Source organism: Gordonia malaquae NBRC 108250, assembly GCF_000344135.1.
Taxonomy (GTDB): Bacteria; Actinomycetota; Actinomycetes; order Mycobacteriales; family Mycobacteriaceae; genus Gordonia; species Gordonia malaquae.
On the sequence record NZ_BAOP01000082.1, the window covers coordinates 1 to 1,591 of the forward strand.

The 1,591-nt window shown below is 58.6% G+C and carries 2 protein-coding genes; both read left to right on the top strand.

All coding sequences use genetic code 11. The features are described 5' to 3' along the window. The coding region (locus tag GM1_RS21240) for an ABC transporter permease (protein ID WP_008382398.1) at positions 1–594 on the top strand (594 nt) is incomplete at its 5' end. Positions 595–602: 8 nt separating this feature from the next. Next, the coding region (locus GM1_RS21245; protein WP_040520996.1) for an MlaD family protein at positions 603–1,591 on the top strand (989 nt) is incomplete at its 3' end.

Genomic DNA, 1,591 nt, shown 5'->3' on the forward strand with positions numbered 1-1,591 from the left:
GGCATCCAGGGTTACGCCTCGCTGGACCTGGTGGGGATGGGGTCTCTTACCGGGTTCATCTCGTCATACGCCAACACTCGGGAGTTGGCACCGATTATCGCCGCGATCGGCTTTGCAGCCCAGGCCGGCTGTCGCCTCACTGCGGAGATCGGTTCGATGCGCATCGCCGAAGAGATCGACGCACTCGAATCGATGGCGGTGCGGCCGATTCCATACGTCGTCAGCACACGCGTGGTCGCAGCGATCACCACCATCATCCCGCTCTACATCGTGACGCTGATACTCAGTTTCGCCGCGGCCAAACTGGTCGTCATCCTGCTACACGGCCAGTCAGGTGGCACCTACGACTTCTATTTCAATGCGTTCCTCAAACCGCAGGATCTGGCGTTCTCAGTCATCAAGGTCCTGATTTTCGTAGTTTCGGTCGTCATCATCCACAGCTACCAGGGTTTCTACGCCACCGGTGGAGCAGAAGGCGTCGGCCGCGCGTCTGGTCGAGCGATCCGCAGCAGTCTCATCGTCATTGTTGTGGAGGACATGATCTTGACCCTGCTGATGTGGGGCTTCGATTCGGGCGTCAGGATTTCGGGCTAGGGGTTGAAGTGGCTGTTTATAAAGATCCGTCAGGGCGCGCGCCCTCAATAACAAATTTGACACTGCGTGGGATAGGGGTCCTCGTCGTAGTGGTGGTTGCGGCCTATTTTCTGGTGTCAAACGCAACCGGAAAATTTGAAGATAACAAGACAGTGACGATCACCACCGACGCGATTGGTGACGGGTTGAAGGGCGGATCGGAGGTGAAGTATCGGGGCCTCACGGTGGGCAAGGTGTCCTCGGTGTCGGTGCGCGACCAAAGCACGTCTGTGAAAATTGAGCTCACCGGAGTGAACGACGACATCCGGTTGCGTCAGGGCTTGGCGGTGAATTACACGTCCGCCAACGCGCTGGGGCCGACGGCACTGGATATTGTCGACCCCGGGCAGGGAGCGCTCATCCGTGATGGCGGCAGTGTCTATGTGAGCAAGCAGCAGTCCGAACAAACGTCGGTCTCGACCCTGATTCGAAAACTTTCCAAGCTGGTCAATGCTCTCGATCAGCCGGCGTTCAATTCGGTGGTGAAGTTTGTCGTCGACGATTCCCAAACGTTTGCCGACGCCGGAAAACTCATGTTCCAGATCGCACAGCTCACTCGGGACGTTCAACAGCGGCCAGTGGGCCAGGATTTGGCGATCGCGGCAGACGTGTCCGAGGGTGTTGCCGACTTCATGAAGCCGTTCATTCCGGGCATCCTCATAAACGTCGACATCGCTGACTTCTTCGCCACCGACGAGGCCATCAAACAGACCAAGGGCAACCTCAACGACACCGGCGAGGTCCTGTTCGGCGCACTCGGAGGACTGTTGAACAAAAACTACCCGGCGTTGAGTTCACTACTGGACGTCGGCCTCGATCTGGCGAGGCCAGTCGCCAGATCGGCCTCGGGGCTCGCGCGGACCGTTTACACCATCCCGCAGATCCTGGACAGCATCGACAAGGCCACGCCGCAGGTCGGCGAGCGAGTACAACTTCAGGTCGCCCTGATAGTGCAGAC